The sequence below is a fragment of the Amycolatopsis sp. WAC 04197 genome (genome assembly GCF_003947475.1).
Lineage (GTDB): Bacteria > Actinomycetota > Actinomycetes > Mycobacteriales > Pseudonocardiaceae > Amycolatopsis > Amycolatopsis japonica.
This window is the reverse complement of the sequence record NZ_QHJK01000007.1, coordinates 316,386-334,078: the sequence shown is the minus strand read 5'-3', so window position 1 is coordinate 334,078 and position 17,693 is coordinate 316,386. Positions and strand designations below refer to the sequence as shown.

23 protein-coding genes are annotated in these 17,693 nt (G+C 69.0%); 14 read left to right on the top strand and 9 right to left on the bottom strand.

Features of this window, described 5'->3' with window-relative positions; genetic code table 11:
• The first annotated feature begins 85 nt into the window (after positions 1 to 85).
• The 4 genes from DMC64_RS25630 to DMC64_RS25615 all read left to right on the top strand — a co-directional run bounded on the left by DMC64_RS25630 (position 86) and on the right by DMC64_RS25615 (position 3,099).
• A complete protein-coding gene (locus DMC64_RS25630) occupies positions 86 to 733 on the top strand; it encodes a response regulator transcription factor (RefSeq protein ID WP_125735603.1) in 648 nt (215 codons plus the stop codon).
• Between the two features lie 313 nt (positions 734 to 1,046).
• Positions 1,047 to 1,361: a hypothetical protein gene (locus DMC64_RS25625; protein WP_037346453.1), complete on the top strand. Its 315-nt coding sequence runs from the start codon at positions 1,047 to 1,049 to the stop codon at positions 1,359 to 1,361.
• A gap of 34 nt (positions 1,362 to 1,395) precedes the next feature.
• Positions 1,396 to 2,610 (top strand): peptidoglycan-binding protein, encoded by a 1,215-nt coding sequence (locus DMC64_RS25620; RefSeq protein ID WP_125735602.1) that lies wholly within the window; start codon positions 1,396 to 1,398, stop codon positions 2,608 to 2,610.
• Positions 2,611 to 2,688: 78 nt separating this feature from the next.
• Positions 2,689 to 3,099, top strand: a complete 411-nt coding sequence (locus DMC64_RS25615) for a hypothetical protein (protein WP_037346455.1) — start codon at positions 2,689 to 2,691, stop codon at positions 3,097 to 3,099.
• Here DMC64_RS25615 and DMC64_RS25610 read toward each other — a convergent pair.
• Positions 3,096 to 4,076: a glycosyltransferase gene (locus DMC64_RS25610; RefSeq protein ID WP_125735601.1), complete on the bottom strand. Its 981-nt coding sequence runs from the start codon at positions 4,074 to 4,076 to the stop codon at positions 3,096 to 3,098. The two genes, DMC64_RS25615 and DMC64_RS25610, sit on opposite strands and share 4 nt — an antisense overlap.
• Positions 4,077 to 4,173: 97 nt before the next feature.
• Positions 4,174 to 4,914, bottom strand: a complete 741-nt coding sequence (locus tag DMC64_RS25605) for a hypothetical protein (RefSeq protein WP_038518176.1) — start codon at positions 4,912 to 4,914, stop codon at positions 4,174 to 4,176.
• Positions 4,915 to 5,034: 120 nt separating this feature from the next.
• Here DMC64_RS25605 and DMC64_RS25600 point away from each other — a divergent pair, with 120 nt between their 5' ends.
• On the top strand, positions 5,035 to 5,463 hold the full coding sequence (locus DMC64_RS25600) for a hypothetical protein (RefSeq protein ID WP_125735600.1): 429 nt from the start codon (positions 5,035 to 5,037) through the stop codon (positions 5,461 to 5,463).
• Positions 5,464 to 5,510: 47 nt separating this feature from the next.
• Here DMC64_RS25600 and DMC64_RS25595 read toward each other — a convergent pair whose 3' ends face one another.
• The 4 genes from DMC64_RS25595 to DMC64_RS25580 all read right to left on the bottom strand — a co-directional run bounded on the left by DMC64_RS25595 (position 5,511) and on the right by DMC64_RS25580 (position 7,273).
• Positions 5,511 to 6,062 (bottom strand): M23 family metallopeptidase, encoded by a 552-nt coding sequence (locus DMC64_RS25595; protein WP_125735599.1) that lies wholly within the window; start codon positions 6,060 to 6,062, stop codon positions 5,511 to 5,513.
• A 126-nt stretch (positions 6,063 to 6,188) separates the two neighbouring features.
• Positions 6,189 to 6,629, bottom strand: a complete 441-nt coding sequence (locus DMC64_RS25590; RefSeq protein WP_037346462.1) for a hypothetical protein — start codon at positions 6,627 to 6,629, stop codon at positions 6,189 to 6,191.
• A 78-nt stretch (positions 6,630 to 6,707) separates the two neighbouring features.
• Positions 6,708 to 6,989, bottom strand: coding sequence for a hypothetical protein (locus DMC64_RS25585; RefSeq protein ID WP_125735598.1), 282 nt, complete (start codon positions 6,987 to 6,989; stop codon positions 6,708 to 6,710).
• 17 nt (positions 6,990 to 7,006) lie between these two features.
• Positions 7,007 to 7,273: a hypothetical protein gene (locus DMC64_RS25580; protein ID WP_125735597.1), complete on the bottom strand. Its 267-nt coding sequence runs from the start codon at positions 7,271 to 7,273 to the stop codon at positions 7,007 to 7,009.
• 155 nt (positions 7,274 to 7,428) lie between these two features.
• Between DMC64_RS25580 and DMC64_RS25575 the strand changes: the two genes are divergently transcribed.
• The 4 genes from DMC64_RS25575 to DMC64_RS25560 all read left to right on the top strand — a co-directional run bounded on the left by DMC64_RS25575 (position 7,429) and on the right by DMC64_RS25560 (position 10,802).
• On the top strand, positions 7,429 to 7,851 hold the full coding sequence (locus DMC64_RS25575) for a helix-turn-helix domain-containing protein (RefSeq protein ID WP_125735596.1): 423 nt from the start codon (positions 7,429 to 7,431) through the stop codon (positions 7,849 to 7,851).
• Between the two features lie 2 nt (positions 7,852 to 7,853).
• A complete protein-coding gene (locus DMC64_RS25570) occupies positions 7,854 to 8,336 on the top strand; it encodes an ImmA/IrrE family metallo-endopeptidase (RefSeq protein ID WP_073847821.1) in 483 nt (160 codons plus the stop codon).
• Complete coding sequence (locus tag DMC64_RS25565) at positions 8,333 to 9,409, top strand: MAB_1171c family putative transporter (RefSeq protein WP_125735595.1); 1,077 nt, start codon at positions 8,333 to 8,335, stop codon at positions 9,407 to 9,409. The genes DMC64_RS25570 and DMC64_RS25565 overlap by 4 nt, the downstream gene beginning before the upstream one ends.
• Before the next feature lie 169 nt (positions 9,410 to 9,578).
• Positions 9,579 to 10,802 (top strand): HNH endonuclease signature motif containing protein, encoded by a 1,224-nt coding sequence (locus DMC64_RS25560; protein ID WP_125735800.1) that lies wholly within the window; start codon positions 9,579 to 9,581, stop codon positions 10,800 to 10,802.
• Positions 10,803 to 11,374: 572 nt separating this feature from the next.
• On the opposite strand, the gene DMC64_RS25545 is transcribed toward DMC64_RS25560, so the two are convergent.
• Complete coding sequence (locus DMC64_RS25545) at positions 11,375 to 13,096, bottom strand: lipopolysaccharide assembly protein LapB (protein ID WP_125735594.1); 1,722 nt, start codon at positions 13,094 to 13,096, stop codon at positions 11,375 to 11,377.
• Positions 13,093 to 14,268, bottom strand: a complete 1,176-nt coding sequence (locus DMC64_RS25540; RefSeq protein ID WP_125735593.1) for a 26S protease regulatory subunit — start codon at positions 14,266 to 14,268, stop codon at positions 13,093 to 13,095. Before DMC64_RS25540 ends, DMC64_RS25545 begins: the two co-directional genes overlap by 4 nt.
• Positions 14,269 to 14,422: 154 nt before the next feature.
• Between DMC64_RS25540 and DMC64_RS25535 the strand changes: the two genes are divergently transcribed.
• From DMC64_RS25535 to DMC64_RS25515, 5 genes are all read left to right on the top strand, one after another.
• The gene (locus tag DMC64_RS25535; RefSeq protein WP_233629802.1) at positions 14,423 to 15,478 is read left to right on the top strand and encodes a DUF5925 domain-containing protein; all 1,056 of its coding nucleotides are present in this window, start codon (positions 14,423 to 14,425) and stop codon (positions 15,476 to 15,478) included.
• A 67-nt stretch (positions 15,479 to 15,545) separates the two neighbouring features.
• Positions 15,546 to 15,839, top strand: a complete 294-nt coding sequence (locus DMC64_RS25530) for a hypothetical protein (protein ID WP_125735592.1) — start codon at positions 15,546 to 15,548, stop codon at positions 15,837 to 15,839.
• Positions 15,840 to 15,951: 112 nt separating this feature from the next.
• Positions 15,952 to 16,719, top strand: coding sequence for a trans-aconitate 2-methyltransferase (locus DMC64_RS25525; RefSeq protein WP_125735591.1), 768 nt, complete (start codon positions 15,952 to 15,954; stop codon positions 16,717 to 16,719).
• Positions 16,720 to 16,807: 88 nt separating this feature from the next.
• A complete protein-coding gene (locus tag DMC64_RS25520) occupies positions 16,808 to 17,014 on the top strand; it encodes a heavy-metal-associated domain-containing protein (protein ID WP_125735590.1) in 207 nt (68 codons plus the stop codon).
• Positions 17,015 to 17,019: 5 nt separating this feature from the next.
• On the top strand, positions 17,020 to 17,238 hold the full coding sequence (locus tag DMC64_RS25515) for a CDGSH iron-sulfur domain-containing protein (protein WP_125735589.1): 219 nt from the start codon (positions 17,020 to 17,022) through the stop codon (positions 17,236 to 17,238).
• A gap of 51 nt (positions 17,239 to 17,289) precedes the next feature.
• Here DMC64_RS25515 and DMC64_RS25510 read toward each other — a convergent pair whose 3' ends face one another.
• Positions 17,290 to 17,571, bottom strand: coding sequence for a metal-sensitive transcriptional regulator (locus DMC64_RS25510; protein WP_125735588.1), 282 nt, complete (start codon positions 17,569 to 17,571; stop codon positions 17,290 to 17,292).
• Positions 17,572 to 17,693: the final 122 nt, after the last annotated feature.

The following is a 17,693-nucleotide window of genomic DNA, read 5'->3' as shown; positions in this document are numbered from 1 at the left end:
CATCAGCGTCGTGAGGAGGCCGTCCGTAGTCAGAAAATGGCAACAAGCTGCCACGTACTGGCGAGGCTGGGGCAGTATCGGTGTCATGCGGACGAGTGATGCGGTGACGGTCGTGCGCGGCGAGGAGGAGCTGTTCCGCCGCGTCGGGCACCTGTTCTCGACCGTGACCGACCTGGCGTGCGCCGCCAACGACCTCGCGACCTGGGTCGCCGCCCACGGAGCCGGCGAGCTCGCCGAGCGCCGGGCGGGCCAGGTCCGGATCCGCAAGATCTACCGCGCCGGACTGCTGCTCGACGAGGGCGCCGCGCAGGAACTCGCGAAGGTCCGCGACCGGCACGGAGCCCAGGTCCGGATCTCCACCGAGGACCTCAACGAGACGATCGTCCTGGACGGCAGGCTCGTCATCCTCGCCGGTGACCTCAGCGCCGGGCAGCGCGGCTACAGCGTCATCACCCAGCCCGAAACCGTGCAAGGTGTGACGTCGCTGTTCGAGGCGGCCTGGCGATCGGCGACCGAACTCGCCGTCTTCGACGCGCAGGTGTCCGAGATCCGGCGGCTCGCCCCCGCGGTGCTGGACCTGCTCGGCAGCGGCGTCAAGGACGAAGCCGCCGCCCGGACCCTCGGCCTCGGCGTGCGGACCTACCGGCGCCGGGTGGCCGAGCTGATGGCCGCCCTCGGTGCCGAGTCCCGCTTCCAGGCCGGAGTCCGGGCGCGTGAACTCGGTTTGGTCTAGGCCGCCCAATCCGGCAGCGGTTCGCAGCCGCTCTCGCGGACGAGACGCAGCAAGCGGTTCATGGACGGCCCGGGTGGCCAAAGGCCCCCGACCGGGTGAGCTTCGGCTGCTGTCGGTGCCCACCGGGAGGGTAAGATCTCCCCTCCGGGGACGCCGTGGAAATCTTCCGGGAACCAACGCGCGGCCGGATGCGTCGGTGTACACGAACGGCGTCATCGCGTTTACGGAAACGGTGCGCACGCGTGGGTGGGAACTCATAGGGTGCGCGGTGGGGCAACATGGGTCAGGCAAGCACGGGCCGGAAGGATCATTCATGACTCGCCGATTCGATCCAGAGCAGATCGCCGCGCTGGCCAAGAAGGTCGGCGGGCTCAAGGACGGTTACACCGGCACGGGCAAGGACCTGGGCGACGGTGATCCCGGAGCGGCGTTCGGCGATCTGAAGAACGCGGCCAGCACGGGGACCACGATGAAGGGTTTCCACCGCGGTGTGAACGCCGAACTGGCGGCCGCCGCGAAGCTCGTCGACGCCGCGTCGAACGCGCTGGCCAACGCCGCGCAGCGGATGCGCAACGACGAGGCCGCGGGTGTCGACACCCTCCGCGGCCACGCGCGCGAGCGGGACTGATCGGACTGAAGACGGGAACCAGGGGGATTTACCGATGACCACCGCGGAGCGGAATCCGAGCACGCTCGACGACCCGTCGCACGACCGCCCGAAGTCGCTGGACGCCATCGACAAGCACGCCCAGCAGACGCAGAAGCTCAACTCGGGCGCGGTCAACGACCAGGCCAGGAAGGTCGGCGGAGCCGCCACCCGGGCCAACGACCTGGGCGACGACCTCAAGGCCTTCCGTGACGACGTGCTGCGCCACTGGGAGGGCAAGGACGCCGACGCCGTCGCCGACCATCTCGAAAAGCTCGGCAAGGCCAGCTACAAGGTCAGTGACAAGGCCGAGGCGGCCAAGAACATCCTCCAGCGGGTGTCCGAGATCATGGACGAGGTCAAGAAGAAGGTCGCACAACTCGCCCAGGAAGCCAACGACAAGGACGCGGACAACCGCAAGCTGATCGACTCGGCCCGCCGCCGGAAGAACAGTTCCGAGGACGACAACGAGATCGCCGCGGCCGCGTCGGATATCGAGCGGCTCCGGCAGCTCAACGAAAAAGACTCGAACGGCAAGAAGGACGAGATCGAAAAGGCGCTGGACGACGCCGAGAAGCAGATCGACGAGCTTCTCAAGCCGCTCGGCCTGGAGATCGAAGGCGGCTTCCTCGAGCTGATCCCGGCCGACGACGGCCAGACCACGGCGTCGAGCGTCCACGCCAAGCCGGTCAACCAGCACCTGAGCGCCACCCCCAGCTACGGCGGGGGAGACGGCGGCGGTGGCGGAGGCGGCGGTGGCGGTGGCGGTGGGGGCCACGCCGGGGTTCCGGGCGACGGCAGGCCTGCCAAGCCGATCGACGCCCGCGGTGACAACCCGGCGAAGATCGCGGAGAAGTTCCTCGGCCGCAACGCCGGCGACCTCAAGGGCAGCGGTGAGCTCCCCGCCATGCAGTCGTGGGTGCCCAACAACGTCAACTGCGCGAACTTCGTCTCCGGCTGTCTCGAGGCGGCGGGCCTGATCGACAAGGGGCAGGCCAGTGCCTCGGTCGCGGGTCTGACGGCCAACCTCGAAGCGGACGGCTGGCGGTCGGTGCCGCTTTCCGAAGCGAAGCCCGGCGACGTGGTGATCTCGAACAACGGCGGGCACGTCGTGCTGTACGCGGGCGATGGCCAGTTCATCGGCTCGAACAACATCAACCCCGACGGTTCGCAGAAGATCAGCATGGGCGGCGGTGGCGGCCTCGTGAAGATCCTCACCCCGCCGACCTGATCCGACAGAACGCCGTAGCAGCACCGGGCAGGCGGACGCGATCGCTCGCGTCCCCGCCCGCCAGTGGGAGGTAGCTTGATGTACACCCCGTCCGCACGACCGTTCCCGGTGGCGCTGAATCCCGGCGACCCGGTCCGGGAAGCGGTGCTCCAGGCCGCCACCGCCCGGCTCGACGAGGAGTTCGGCGATCAGGTCCGGGTGGCCGTGGAACAGCTCGACCGGCTCGGCCCCTGGGTTTTCCTGCAGGGCACGATGCGTCCCGCCGAAGCAGGCCGTCCGTACTACGCCGGCACGATCTACGAGAACCGCCGGGCCGACGGCGTCATGTCCGACGTCTACGTCGCCCTGCTCAAGAAGAAGAGCGAAACGGGCGTCGACGACGACCCGCGGTCCTGGCGGGTGGCCAACTGCGCCATCGGCCCGACCGACGTCGCGTGGCTGACCTGGCCGGACGACTACGAAATCCCGCAGGAGCTGTTCGGGTTCTAGGCCCGAGTCCATTCCGGCAGGGTGCGGGCGACCTCGTCGGGCGAGGGCATCCGGGCGATCTCCTCGGCGATCGCCCGGGCCGCGTCGCGATGCGCGTTCCGGCCCAGCAGGGTCCGTGTGTGCGCGGCGACGGCTTCCGCGCTCAGCTCGCCGGGCTGAAGGCTCAGCGCGGCCCCCGCGGCGCACAGCGCTCCGGCGTTGGCGAAGTGGTCGGCTCCCTGGGGGAGGACCAGTTGCGGGACACCGGCGGCGAGCGCGCCGAGCGTCGTGCCGCTGCCGCCGTGGTGCACCACCGCGTCGACGTGCGGCATCAGGTCCGGTTGCGAGATCCAGGCCCGCACCGTGACGTTGTCCGGGACGGCGCCGAGTTCGTCAGGGCGGATCCGTCCCGAGGCGACGACCACGTGCGCGCCGAGCGGGGCCAGCCCCCGGATGGCCGTGGCGAGCACTTCCGGCGTGCCGAACGCGGTGCCGAGGGTCAGGTAGATCAACGGTCGCGCGGTCGTTTCGAGCCGCGCCGCCGGTTCGGAGAACGGAACGGGACGTAGTTCGACGCGTTCGGCCGTCGCGAGGAAGTCCTTGTCCTGCAAGGACGGCGGGCAGATGTCGAGATGCGGCCGGTCGGGCCGCGTCGGCGGCTGGAGCCCGATCCCGTCGGGGAACAAGCGGCCGAAACCGTGCCAGAGTCCCGGGATCCCGGCGCGTTCCGCGGCGACGGCCACCCCCGGTTGTCCCCACTCGTGCACGACGAGGTCGGGCCGTAGCCGAGCCAGTTCCGGTTCGAGGTCCTCGGCGTAGATCTCGTAGAACGTGTCCGCCGGCCGAAACGGTCGGAGGCCGTTCCTGAGCAGTGGCGGATGGACGTTCTCGCCGGCGGCGAAGAACACCTCGTGCCCGGCGTTCCTGGCGGCGATCGCGAGCGGGATCAGCGGATAGGTGTGGCCGACCGACGCGAGGCTGGCGAAGAGGACACGCATGGTTGAGATGTTAGCACCAGATGTTCTGAACATCTGAAACCGCGCAGGGATGCCACCCCTTCCCGGCGGGCCCACCGGGAAGGGGTGGCGAAGCGGGTTACGGGATGACGCGGTTGCGCAGATTGTTCGGGTACGGGCCTTCGCCGTGGATGTTCAGCTCGTTGGCCACCTCGAAGCTGTAATACGGGTGCGAGCTGAAATAGCTGTCCAGATTGGTACCGCCGAAACAGATCAGATCCGCGCCGCCCGCCGCGTTGGGGCCGTTGCAGAGACTCAAGGTCGGGTAGCGGAAGGAATCCACCGGCCGGAAACCGGCGCCACCGGGACCGGGAACGGGAAGATGCCCGATCAACCCGCCGGGGTCACCCGGCCAATTCGACTCGACGGGCTGCCGCCGCCCGTCGGCGAACAGCACGCCCTGGATGTTCCGTCCGGGCGGCTCGGTCTCCAGCACCGTGCCCGCGACGAGCGCGCCGAGGCTGAATCCGACGATGTACACCTTCGTTTCGAGGTCGCAGCCGTAGGTGACATAAAGGTTGTAGAGCGCGGTCCGGAGATTGGCGACACCGGCGTCGACGTCGGCGTACAGATTGACGTCCCCGGCGCTGTTCGGATACGGAATGCGCACCGGGTCGGCGCCGCCCGGCGCGAGTCCCCGGTCGAGCAGCTTTTGCGCGCCGCCGTCCTGATATCCCGGGACGACGAACATGACTGGCCCGCACGGACCGTCCGGGCGGGCGGGTGCCGCCTGCGCCGCTCCCGTGCCGGCGATCGCGCCTGCCAGGGTGACGACGGACAGGACGGCGGTCGCGAGCAAACGCGCTCCGGTTCTTTTCATCGGTTTCTCCCCACTGTCGTATTACCGCGCCGAACATTAATGAGCGCGGATGAAATACCGATGAAATGCGGCGCTGTACCCGCTTTCGGGTGAAGTTTCGGCGGGAGGTAGTTTTCCGTCGTGACGAAAAAGCGTGGGATTTCGATGACGGCACTGGCCGCACTGTTCGCTTGCTTGGCCATCGCCGGTTGTGGTGGTGATCCGCAGCCTTCCGCTCCCGCGGCAGGGCCGGGATCGAGCCAAGCGTCGACCACGGGGTCGGCGTATCCGATGCCCGCGGGCTGGCCGTTGACGGAGTTCCCGCTGCCGCCGGGCGGTACGGCGCCCGCCTCGCGCGCGGATGACAGTGTCGTGTCGTTCCGGGTCGACGGCGTGGACACCGAGAGCGCGAAGACCTTCTACGCGGACACGTTGCCGAATCTCGGCTACGCCGACACCCACAACGCGAACCTCGCCATCGCCCGCTACGAAGGCAACGGGCTGAAGATCCTGGTGCAGGACGAACAGACCGGCTCGGCGCGCGTCACCATCACGAAATCGGCGGGCTGACGGGGGAGCACCCGCGGCGCCACGGGTGTCCTGCCGGATCCGCGGGCTCAGGCCCTGGTGTTGACGCTGACCGGTCGCGAACCGGTCGGCGGGGTCCAGCCCTGCAGGGTGGAGCGGATGCTCACGCGGTTGGCGCAGTTGATCACCTGGTAATGCAGGTGATAATCGGTGGCCGCCCCGGTCTTGCCCGACCAGCCGATGATCCGGCCCTGCGGGACCCAGGCGCCCGCGTCGTAGATGGCCCGGTTCAGGTGGATGTATTGCGTGCAGGTGCCGTTGGAGTGCCGGATGATCACCTCGATGCCGTTCGACGCGTACGGCGACCAGCCCGAGACGAGGATCTGGCCGCCCTGTGCGGCGGAGACCTCGTAGTTGGCCGGGAGTGCGATGTCCCAGGCGTACTCGTTGTAGGCGCCGGTGTGGGAGAAGGTGCCTTCCGGTCCCTGCGAGATGGTGTAGGCCTCACCCGCGGGGTACGGCATCTCGTAGTAGAAGTCCGCGGCCGAAGCCGTGGCGGAGCCGGCGATCGAGAGGCCCGCCGCCGTCAGTACCGCGGCCGCCATCGTGATCAGCTTGCGCGGTAACGCTTTTCCGCTCATGTGTCCCTCGCTTCCGTGCGCTCGACGCCCTGCCATCGGCCGGGCGCCCCTGACTAAACAGGCAGGCCACGGCTCGGACAATGGTTTGTTCAGGGCTTGCGCGAGGGCGAGGATCGGGTTATCCGGTCAGCGACGGCCCGCGGCCAGGATGACGAGGAACTGGCCGCCGCCCGGCTCGACGGCGGCGGTCACCGGCAATCCCGGCACCAGCCGGGAGAAGCGGTCCACCAGCCAGTCGGCCGCCTCCTGCGCGTCCTGTTTCGTCGGGCAACGGGCCACCATTTCGCGGCCTCCCTTGCGTTCCAGCCGCCCGGCGACGGTGATCAGCGGCGCGGGCTCGACCACGTGCAGCCGGTCCGGCCAGGCGATGACCACCTTGACCGCGCCCTTGCGGGTGTTGCAGCCGCGGTGCGCGAGCCGCTCCGCGATCTTGGCCTTGCGGTCCGCGGTCCGGCTGTCGACGCTCGGGCCCCGCGGGTCGTTCACCGACATGTCCGGGTCGACCGGTTCGTCGCACACCCAGCAGCGCCAGCCGTCGCGTTCGGCCACGTCGTCGAGAAGACTCACCCGGCCAACCTAGCCTGAACATCCGTGAAGGCCTCCTTAAGGGACCCAGAGTCCCTCAAGGAGGCATTCACGGACCCCCTACTTCGTACAGTGGATCCCGGCTTCACCCCGGTACATCACGAAGCTGATCTTCACCGAGTACAGATGGATGATCACGCACTGATCCTGCGTGTACCCGTAGACGGAAGCGTGGTCGTAGGCCTGCTGCAACGCCGTCCGCTTGGCCGAGGCCGACGTCTTCTCCACCGTGGTCCCGAGGAACGCCCGGGTCTCCTCGGCGCTCGCCGTCGACGGCGCCAGTGTCATGAGTCCCGCGAGGACCACGGCGGCCCCCGTGGCGCGGGCGATCGTCCTGTTCATGTTTTCCCCTCCTGGTTTCAGCGCTGGCAGTAGAGCCAGACGCGTGCGCTGTAGTAGTCGAAGTGCGACCGGATGTCGGAGCCGCGGACGTAACACTGCGAGTCGAGCCAGCCCGTGTTGCGCGCGTACAAGCGCGCGACCTTTTCCGCCGACGCGACGGCGTCCGACGGTCCCGGGCCGATGCCGGTCGCGTAGAAGTCCCCGGTCTCCACGGCGAACGCCGGCTGTGCCGACATGGTCACCGCGCCCACCACCAGGGCGGCCGCGGTCAGCAACTTCTTCATGGGAGATCCCCCTTCTGGGTGTCAGCCAGGATCGACCGACTCCCCTTGGTCATTCATCTCAGCTAACGTGGAAACCGTAGGGCGACGGCCGTCTGGATGTCAACCCAGATGAACGAAGCAACGCATGTCATTCATTTCAGCTAACGGAGGTGAAGATGACCGAACCACGGGCGACCACGCTCACCGACCGGATCGACCGCCTCTTCCAGGTGGTCCGGCGGCCCAACGGCGAGCAGCACAGCCACGAGGAGGTGGCGCGGGCCTGCCGGGAGAGCACCGGCGAGTCGTTTTCCGCCGCCTACCTGTGGCAACTGCGGACCGGTCGCCGGGACAACCCGACCAAACGGCACCTCGAAGCGCTCGCGGCGTTCTTCCAGGTGCCGCCCGCGTACTTCTTCGACGACGAACAGGGGAGGGCCCTTGCCGAGGAGGTCGAATTGCTGGGAGCGTTGCGCAACAGCGCGGTGCGCAACCTGGCGTTGCGCGCGGTGACGCTGTCCGAGGAGGGGCTCGGCACCGTGACCGACATCGTCGAGGCGATCAAGCGGCGCGAGTCCAAGCGTGACCCGGGGGAGTAGCCATGCTGGGCAGGAAGAGTGCGCTCTGGCGCAGATGTGAGCGCATCGCGGGCGGTGTGCGGCTGCCGGAGCCGTTCGACGTCACCACGTTGTTCGGCGAGGTCGCGGCGATGCGGGGGCGGCCCATCGAACTGGTGCCGCTCGAAGCGCGGCCGGGGGCGCCGTGCGGGGTGCTCGCGGCCACCGATCGGGCGGACTACGTGTTCTACACGCGGGACACGTCCCCGTTGCACCAGCGGCACATCCTGCTGCACGAACTCGGTCACCTGCTCTGCGGGCACGTCGAAGGCGAGGTGCGGCCGGAGGCGATCGCGGAGATCGTCGCGCCCAGCCTGTCGGTGGACCTGGTCCGCCGCGTCCTCGGCCGCACCACCTACGCGCGGGAACAGGAGAAGGAAGCCGAACTCGTCGCTTCGCTGCTCATGCGCCGCGCCGCGCGCACCGGGCCGGAAAACGATCGGCTGCGCCACGCCCTCGGTTCATGATCAGCTACCTGTCCGCCGCGCTGCTGGCGCTGATCGGCCTCACCCGGCTGATGACGGTCCGCGCCGGACCGGGGTACCTGGCCACGTTCTTCCTCAGCATGGCGGTGGCTCTCGCCGTCTCGGCCGAAGACACGGTCCGGCTGCTCGGTGACGAACTACTCCCGCGGCTGGTCACCAACGCGCTGCAACTGCTCGCGATGCGCGCGCTGCTGCAACTGGTCCGCAGCACCCGGTCGCCGGAGAAACCGACGCCGTTCTGGCCGATCGTGGTGTGCTGGACCCTGATGGTGGTGTGCTACCTGGACTTCGCGCCGCATAAGTCCGAGGCGGGCACGCCCGAGTTCCAATGGCGCCTCAGCATCGTGGCGTACCAGGTGGTCCTCACGACCTACGCGGTCACGTGCCTGGTGCTGTTCATCCGCACGCTCGTCCGCAGCGCCGCGGGCCGTCCACGAGGGGCGTTCCGGACCGGGCTGCGGATCCTGGTCTGCGCCGCCGTCGTCACCATCGGCTGGGCGCTGTTCTCCGGGCTTCCCTCGCTGTGGCTGGAGATCACCGATCTCGCGGACCTCGACTTCCTGCCCCGCGCACGTCTGGTCGGGCTCTGCGCGATGGTGTTGTGGGTCCTCGGTGGACTGTTCACCACCTGGGACGGCGCGCTCCGGCTGGCGCGTGCGTGGCTGAGGATCCGGGCGGTGACACCGTTGTGGAAGGAACTCGTCGCCGCCCACCCACAGATCGCGCTGCCCGTGCGGCACGACCTCGAATTCACCTTGTACCGCAGGGTGATCGAGATCCGCGACGGGCTGCTCGCCTTGCGGGCACACGTCCCACCGCATGTCGGGGACTGGCTGCGCACCCCGGTCGACGAACCCACGCGCGCCGCCGCCGAACTCGCCGCCGCACTGGTGATGCGACAGGCAGGCCGGAGCTGGCCGAACCGATCGGCGGGGCCGCATCCCAGCGCACGGGACGAAAGCGCCTGGCTGAGCGCGGTTTCGTCCGCGTTCACGCGGTCCCGCGTCGTGCGGGAGGTACGCGAACGCGCGCTGGCGGAGGTCAAGGCCTCTTGAATTCCGGTGCGTCCGGCCCGGTTTCTTCACAGTCGAGTCCCCGGAATTGCTTTCACGTTATTTGCTGGTGTGGTGTTGCCGAAAATCGGCGATGCTTTGATTGTTCGTGGGGCCGGGAATTGTCGGTGGTGGGTCGTAGGTTCGTGGGGTGGATACTCATTCCGCGCCTGTGGCGCTTGTGGAAAGCCTCGCCGATCCCGAGGTGCTGGCCGCGGTGAACTCCGTGGTGGATTCTTTGGATGACAAGGATTGCGTGGCGTTGGCGCAGGCCGCGTCGGCGGGGATCGCGCGTTTGGAGGCGGTGCGGTTTCGGGCGTTGGCGCAGCTGAACCGTCATCGTGAGGGTGCGCGGAGTGTGGCGCAGGAGGTCGCGCTTGAGTTGTCCCTTGTGGACAATCATGCAGGTGCGCTGGTCGCTGCCGCGGACGCGCTGACCACCCGCCTACCCCGCACGCTGAATCTGATGGATGAGGGGAAGCTGGCCGGGTTCAGTGCGATGAAGGTCGCCACGGCCACCGCCTGGCTGTCCGACGAGGACGCTCAAGCGGTCGACGCGCTGCTGGAAGAGCGGATCGCGGACAAGAACCCCGATCAGGTCCGGAAAGCGGCCAATCATGCGGCGAACACGATCGACCCTGAGGGTGCCGGGAAACGGGCCGAGCGGCACCGTGAGGGACGTCGCCTCACGATGCGGCATGGTGAGACGGGGGTTGCGTCGATCGAGGTCGAGGATGGGCCGGTGGAGAAGGTCGTTGCCGCGTATCAGCGGATCGATCGTGAAGCTCGCGCACTCAGAACCGGTGGTGAGACTCGTACGTTGGAGCAGTTACGGGCAGATGTCGCCCTCGATCTGCTGCTCGGCGGCCAGGGCGGGGCGAGTGAACGCAGCGAAGTGTTCCTCTATATGGATTTGTTCACCTATCTGGGCTTGAACGAGGATCCGGCGGAGCTCGCGGGACATGGCACGATCCCCGCCGCGCTGGCCAGGGAGATCGCCACGGGTGGGAACAGTGTGTTGCGGCGGATCATCACCGATCCGCTGTCCGGGCAGGTTCTGGATCTGGGCCGTGACCGGTACCGGCCGACCGCGGGTTTGGCGGAGTTCGTGCGGGTGCGGGACCGTGAGTGTCGAAGACCCGGCTGCCATCGTCCGGCGCAGGCGTGCGACATCGATCATGCGGTGCCGTGGCAGCACGGCGGGCACACCACTGACACCGACCTGATCGATCTCTGCCGCCGCGATCATCGGTTGAAGGATGAACCCGGCTGGACCTACCACCTCGCCTGTGATGGCACTCTGACGATCACCACACCCACCGGGCAGCGTTACGACAGCACACCACCACCGCTGCACGAACCCCGCCCGGCGGTCGACGAGCCGCCACCGTTCTGAGTCCGTCGCCGAAAAGCGGCAACGTACGGCGAGTCGCCGAAAGCGCGAGCGTTGGAACGACCCGAACATTCACGACAGCGTCCCCTTCCGGGCCCGCGCGGCGCCAGCCGCCGCTCAGGCACCGGTCGAAGTACGAACCTGGCTGGACCTATCACCTCGCCATCGACGGCACCCTTACCATCACCACACCCACCGGGCAGCACACCACCGCCACTCCACGGACCCCGCCCGGCAGCCGACGAACCGCCACCGTTCTGAGTCCGTCGCCGAAAAGCGGCAACGTACGGCGAGTCGCCGAAAGCACGAGCGTTGGAACGACCCGAACATTCACGACAGCGTCCCCTTCCGGGCACGCGCGGCGCCAGCCGCCGCTCAAGCACCGGTCGAAGGACGAACCCGGCTGGACCTACCACCCCGCCACCGACGGCACCCTCACCATCACCACACCCACCGGCCAGCACACCACCACCGCCACTCCACGAACCCCGCCCAGCAGCCGACGAACCACCACCGTTCTGAACCCGTCGCCGAAAACCGGCAACGAACGGCAAGCCGCCAAAAGCGCGAGCCGCTCAGGCACCGGTGACGTAGATCCGGGCGATACTCCCGTCCGCCCAGCACAAGCAGAGCCGATGCCCGTCGATGTGGTAGACGACCGTGGCTTCGCCGTTGGCACGGTTCACCCAGCTGTCGTGCGGAACGGCCCCATGCGCCCGCACGAAGGCATCGACGGACCCACGATGCCCGCCGAGGTCGAGCCCGGAGATCAGCCGGTCCGCGGCCGGGCAGACCGCGACATCCACGCTGACCTTCGTCACCAGCCCGTCGAGCGCCTCGATGTAGACGCCGTCGGTGCTCGGCTCGTCGGGGACCAGCTCACTCCGCCTGACGGTCGAGCCGGGGAAGAGCCGCCGAAGTTCCGCGAAGGCAGGGGAGTCCTCAGACTCGCCCAACGAGGCGCACATCGTGACGATGACACCGGTCAGCGGTGTCCCGGGGGCCGGGAGCGGATCGGCCGTGGGCGCCTCGGAGTTCAGCGGCGCCGGCCGCGGGTCCTGCCCGCCGAAGTTCGCCACCCGGTCCCAGATCCAGTCGGCCATCGAGTCGGCGACGGGCTCGTCGGGCTGTCCTGCCCGGCGTTTCACCAGCCTCCCGAACGCGACGGCGACCAGGTAGGCCCCGGCGTCGTCGGTCATCACCTGCTCCCAGACCTCCTTGTCGGGCCAGTCGGGGTGCGCCGCCTGGTCGGCTTCGATCTCGGAGTCCATGGCGATGATTTCGGCCGCCGACATCAGGCGGAACGGCTCGGTCCAGCCCCAGGCGGCGCCGGAGCCGGGCGGCTGGCCGTTGTGCCAGGTGAGCAGATCCCTCGCGGCCATGGAGCCGACCTTGTCCTCGCCCTCGGCCAGCTCCGCGGCCGAGGCTCCCGGCATTAGCGTGTCGCGGAGTTCGGCGGGCATCACCGCGTCCAGTGCCGCCAGCGCGGAGGCCAGGTCGATGCCCAGCTTCAGGTCGCGGATCTGCTGCCAAGCCATCTCGAGCGCGCCGGTGGCTTGGATGTCCGCCAGGCTGATGTCGTCGTCGCGCGCCTTTTCGACGATCGTCAGCATCGTCCGAGCGGTATCCACCAGGGTGTGCAACAGGTCGTCGGTCGGGTCCTCACGCAGCAGCCGGAGACCGAGTCGTTCGGCGTCGTCGAACCGGTATTGCGCCAGGTAGGCGTAGCCGAGCAGCGTGGCGACCCAGGAGTCCGCCACGTTGGTCCGGATGGCCTCCTCGGCGGCGGGAACGAACCGTTCGGGTGGTGCGCAGGTGCCCAGCAGGTACTCCGCGCGTTTCGCCAGTGCCTTGGGGAGGTGGTCCGGCGCCGTCCGCGCGCACAGCGCCACCGCCTCGTCGAGTTGCCGCCACCCGGCCTCGTGCTCCCCGGCGCAGGCCTGGGCGTGGCCCAGTTGCATCCAGTCGTCCCAGCCCTCGTGGTTCTGGGCCAGTACGGTGCGAGCCCACCGCAACGCCTCGTCGTGGTTGTGCTCCCCCGATTCCAGATGCCGAAGCGCGCGAGCCGCCCAGATGAACTGATTGTCGCGGCGACCGGCCACCCGGTGATAAAGGCGCCGCGCTTCGTCCGTGTCGCCGCAGGACTCGCGGTGGTATGCGAGCACCATCGACGCGCTGCTCCGCTCCGGCTGGGCCGCGAGCACCCGCACCGCCAGCTCGGCGACGCGGGGATGCGTCGGCTGTGCTTCAAGGAGTTCCCAAGCCAGGTCGAGGTCCCGCTCGACGGTGTCGCTCATCGCATGCCCCGCTTGACCCGGTACGCCCGGAGCTGGTCGAAGGTGCCGTCGTCGACGCCGAACTCCAGCACCGGCGCCACCTGGTCGAACCAGGATGTCGTGGACGGGGTGATGCCGCGGACGGCGGCCAGCAGCGCGCCGGTGGTGACCGGGACCAGCTCGCCCTTGCTCATCGACTCGACCATCGCCTGCTGCAGCACGGTGGTCGTCAGGTGGCTGAGATCGGCACCGGAGAACCCTTCGGTCGCCGCCGCGACGGCCACGACGTCGACGTCGTCGGCGGGTTTGCCGTCCAGCGCGCCCTGGACGATCGCCGCCCTGGCGACCGCGTCCGGGGGCAGCACCAGCACCGTCTTGTCGATCCGGCCCGGGCGGCGCAGCGCGGAGTCGATGTCCCACGGCCGGTTCGTCGCGGCGAGGAAGTAGACCCCGTCGTTCGCGCCCGCCACGCCGTCGAGCTCCTCCAGGAGCTGGGTGACGAGCATCCGCATCGCTTGCGAACCGCCGCCACCGGAGGTGCGCCGTCCGCCGAGCGCGTCGAACTCGTCGAAGAAGATCACGCACGGTGCGGCCGCGCGGGCGTGGCGGAACACGCTCTGGATCGCCTTCTCGCTTTCACCGATCCATTTGCTGAGCAGGTCCGCGAGGGTCACGTGGATGAAGGACGCGCCGAGATCACCGGCGATCGCCCTGGCGATGAACGTCTTGCCGCAGCCGGGCGGGCCGTACATCAGCAGCGATCCGCCCGGTTTCTGCCCGAACGCCGCCGCCAGTTCGGGATTGCGCAGCGGCGTCAGGAACGCGGTGTTCAGATGCTGCTTGACCTCGGCGAGCCCCACGACGTCGGCCAGCGTCACCGACGGACGCTCGGTGTCCCACAGCGACTCCGAAGCGCCGGCGCTCACGGCGTGACGGTCCTCATCGGACGGGGCCGCCACGGCCTCGGCGGGCGGTGGGGCCGAGGTCCGCAACCGCGCCGCCATCAGCCGGGCACGCAGCAGGCGGATCCGCGCCTGATCACCGCCGTGTGCCTCGAACGCCGTCAGTTCGGTGGCGGCGCGGTCCGGGTCCTTCTCCAGCAGCAGCGTGATGAAGTCCTCACGCAGCGCCAGATTGCCGGGGTCGGCCTCCACTTCGCGGGCGATCACCTCGATGAAACCGTCATCGCTCACCGCGCACCTCCTTCCGCACATGGTCGGTGTGTCAGACCAGAGACAATCATCCCGGCGATCCTGGCGCACAGGCGGTCCGGCGAAGATCCCTGTCAGGGGTGAATCGGGGACGGTCCCTGATGTGCGCCCGCCTCGCGCGATGGACCGTGATGGGGTGACAGCAAGGACAACGGAATCACCCCAGTCCCTTGATCGCGGGATGTTCTTCGGTGGCAACGTGCCGATGGAGGGCGTGCTGAACGCGCTGGCCATGGAACCGTTCATCACCGGGGCCAAGCCGCATTCACGGGCCGCCGAAATCACCGAGGTCTCGCCGGACGCGACGCTGCTGCCGCCAGGAGTCACCGCGGATCTGACGTACGAACTGGACGGCAAGCGCTCGCATCTCGCCTCCGGTCCTGATTGGACACTCGTCGCGATGCGCCGCCGCGCCGGCGCCGCGACCGTGTGCGTGTGCGCCACTTCCGGCAAGCTCGCGGAGGAGGTGCTCGCGGCCGCGGTCGGAACCGCGCGGACGGGGCTACCCGGGGAATCGGCCGTACCGGTCGGGTTCTGGCACGTGCAGGGATGCGGCGGCGCCGGCGTACGCGCGCCCAGGACGATGGACTTGCCGCCGTGGCAGGCGATCCGCGGCAACTACCCGCGGTCGGCGGTGACCGCGCTCGACACGCTCATGGCGGCGCGCCCGGAGGACATCACCGGCAGGCTGATCCTTCTCCACGGCCCCGCGGGCACCGGCAAGACGACCGCCGTGCGCGCGCTCGCGCACGAATGGCGGGACTGGTGCCAGGTCGACAACGTCCTCGACCCCGAGGTCCTGTTCGCCGATCCGGGTTACCTGACATCGGTGGTGCTCGGTGAAGAGCGGGCGGACAACCGGAAATGGCGCCTGCTGATCCTCGAGGACTGCGACGAACTCGTCGGCGCGGACGCGAAGCGCGACTCCGGCCAGGCTCTGTCCCGTTTGCTCAATCTGACCGACGGACTGCTCGGCCAGGGCCTGGACATCCTGGTGTGCCTGACCACGAACGAGGACGTCGCGCGGTTGCATCCGGCGGTGGTCCGGCCCGGCCGCTGCCTCGCGGAGATCGAGGTCTGCCCGCTGCCGCGAGACGAGGCGGCCGCGTGGCTGGGCACGGAGAACGGCGCGGACATCGGCGCCGAGGGCGCCACGCTGGCCGAGCTGTATCGCCTGCGAGCCGCGGCCTAGCCGAGGGGCGGGTGGGATTCGGTCGTTCGGCCTGATCCCCGGCCCGCGGACTGTTAAGGTCCGCGCCATGCGGGTGTGGCTGTGCGGGCTGGTCGTGGGCGTGGTGGCGCTGCTCGGCGCGTGTGCCGGGGGCGGGCAGGGGCGCGGCCAGGTGGTGTCCCCGGCGACGACTTCGCTGACGGCCCCGGCGACGGCTCCGACGACGACCGGTCCGGTCACGACGGCCTCGCCGCAGACCCCGGCGACGACCACGACGACCCGGATCACCCCCGAGACCACACGGACCACCACGTACCGCGCCCCGACGACCGCGAAGCGCCCGACGACCCCGCGCCGTTCCACGCCCACTCGCAGACGCTGACGGCCGCGCGATTCCGTCCACATTCACGTCATTCCGGAAACGCGGGCGAAGTTCGGCGCGAGCGCCGTGGCCGCTACGGTTCCCGTTCGGGACCGACCTTCCAGGGGGACGAATGAGCGAGACGTTGGACGAGACCGTCGCGGGCATCATGCCCGAGGTCAGCACGACGATCGCCGAGGGCGACAGCATGTTCGCGGGCAACAACACCGCGCACTACATGAGCGTGTCCAGGGACGCGTTGCGCGCGGTGCTCGCCGCGTTGCAGGTCACGGGGAGGCCGGAACCGAAGCGGGTCTTGGACTTCGGGTGTGGTTACGGCCGGGTGATGCGTTCGCTGCGCGCTGCCTTCCCGGCGGCGGAGCTGATCGCGTGCGACATGGACCCGGCGGCGCTGGCCTCCTGCGCGGAGGCGTTCGGCGCGCGGGCCGTGCCCGGCGCCCCGGATGTCGACGACATCGAGCAGGTGACCGGTGTGGACCTGCTGTGGTGCGGTTCGGTGCTGACCCATCTCGATGCCCCGAACTGGGGTCCGCTGCTGCGCTACTTCTCGCGCTCGCTGGCTCCCGGCGGCGTCGCGGTGGTCACCACGCACGGCCGCCGGATGGCGATGCGCGCCGAGGCGGGCAAGGACTACGGGCTGGACGCCCGTGCCACCGACCGCGTGCTCGCCGCGTACAAGGCGTGCGGGTTCGGCTACAACGACTACGCGGGCAACGACGGCTACGGCATCTCGCTCAGCTCGCCAGGCTGGGCGGTGCAGCGCGCGCTGGAGGCTCCCGGCCTGCGTCTCGCCGGGTACGACGAGGCGGCGTGGGATCGCCATCAGGACGTCATGGTGCTGGTGAAGGACGCCGACGAGATCCTGAAGTCCGACCTGTAAACCCTGACCCCGTCACGGACTTTGCCGCGCTCGCAGCTGGTGCTATACCCTACGGGGGTAAAGTACTCCGATCGAAGGGTGGAGGCTGATGGACACCACCGTGTACACGGTCAAGGGCATGACCTGCTCGGGCTGCATGAACAAGGTGACGACGGCGGTGAACGGGGTCGCCGGGGTCAGCGACGTCGACGCGGACATCGCGACCGGTGAAGTGACCGTCGTGAGCGAGGGGCCGGTCGACGCGCGGCTGGTGCGGTCCGCGGTCGAAGAGGCAGGCTACGAGGTGGTCGGCTGACGACGATGGCCGACAACGGAGCCGAACCGGCCGTCGTCATCAAGGTCGTGGACAACGGGCCGTATCAGGTGAAAGGCCCTGTCCGGCTGGTCGACCACGACAACAACGAATACGAGATCGGCGGCCGCACGCACTTGCTGTGCCGGTGCGGTAATTCGGCGAAGAAGCCGTTCTGCGACGGAGCCCACGTCCGGACCGGGTTCACGGCGACCAGGGCGGAATGAGAAGCGGGCGGGTGACGTGAGGTCACCCGCCCGCTCGTTTGTACAAAAGGGTCAGGAGCGCACCAGGCGCGCGATCGCTTCGGAGGCTTCCCGGAGCTTCCTGTCCGCCTCGGGGCCGCCCTTCGCGGCGGCTTCGACGACGCAGCCCGCCATGTGCCGCTCGAGGAGTTCGAGGGAGAACGATTGCAGGGCGCGGGTCGCCGCTGAAACCTGGGTGAGGACGTCGATGCAGTACTTGTCCTCCTCGACCATCTTCTGCAGCCCCCGGATCTGCCCCTCGACGCGTCGCAGGCGTTTGAGCTGGCGCTCCTTGTCGTCGCCGTGATCGGCCACGCTCACTCCTCGAGTCGGGATTCGCGGACGTCCCAATCATGCCCGGCCGAAGGTGGCGCGTCGAAGGCGGCTGCCGCGCGAGCGAGTGGTGACATACACCACCGGGGTATGCCGGTTGCCCT